An 832-nucleotide genomic window follows, 5' to 3' on the forward strand; every position below is an offset into this window, starting at 1 on the left:
CGCCCACTTCTCCGCGATCTCGGCGAGCGGCTTCCGCAGCCTCGACGAGAATCAGAAGGTGGAGTTCGACATCACCCAGGGCCAGAAGGGCCCGCAGGCGGAGAACATCCGCCCGCTCTGATCCACACTGCGAACGGCGGTCCGACTGGTTCAGCGGGCCGCCGTTCGGCGTTTCACGCGCTCACCACGGCACCGCGAAACTCGTCTGATCGGCAAAAGGCCGGCCATCTCGGTGTGGAGCCAGCTCAGCATTGCCGGCGTGTTCTCTTCCTTGGATCGATTCGGACCTCGGGCGCTGGTCTGCCCAGGCCGACTGTCAGCCCGCCCAAGGCGCGCCTTGGGCTCATGAACCAGACAGACACAGACGTCGACCTTCATCGCCGACGAGCCGAATTCCGCACCGCCGTCGTCCTGACGGTCGAGGCACGTACGGTCGCGGTCCACGTGGAGCACACCATGGTCGGACTCGACGCCTCGCCTCCTGATGACTGTCAGACAGCCGGGACCTGGGTGCGCGGCGTTACATCCTGAAGGGTTGATGACTATGACGACGACCTACTCGGGTCCTGCGAGGCTGATCCTGGCCGACGGGGCATGCATATCCGGCATGGCTTCCCTCAGTACCAACCAGCGCGGAGGACTCATCGGCTGGGGCGGCACGTTCCGTCCGGACGAGATCACGACAGACCTTCGCAACGCAGTCGAAGGGCTGCAATTGGAACTGCCCTACGATCGGATGGGGACAGTCGCCGTCACCGGCATACGCAAGCTACTCGCCACGCAGGTTTTGATGTCGTTGGCAGGCCGCGGACCCGCACCATTCTGATCGTGC

General features: G+C 64.4%; 2 protein-coding genes. Both read left to right on the top strand.

The features are described 5' to 3' along the window. A partial coding sequence (locus AC5L3Z_RS29490) for a cold-shock protein (RefSeq protein ID WP_494846646.1) occupies positions 1-121 on the top strand: 121 nt, incomplete at its 5' end. 423 nt (positions 122-544) lie between these two features. Then, on the top strand, positions 545-826 hold the full coding sequence (locus tag AC5L3Z_RS29495; protein WP_494846644.1) for a hypothetical protein: 282 nt from the start codon (positions 545-547) through the stop codon (positions 824-826). The last annotated feature ends 6 nt before the right edge of the window (positions 827-832 follow it).

The sequence above is a fragment of the Micromonospora sp. LZ37 genome (genome assembly GCF_059359015.1).

What these genes read in the sequence shown, in the direction of transcription:
- AC5L3Z_RS29495 (WP_494846644.1), top strand. Translation starts at nt 545, where the DNA reads ATGACGACGACCTACTCGGGTCCTGCGAGGCTGATCCTGGCCGACGGG.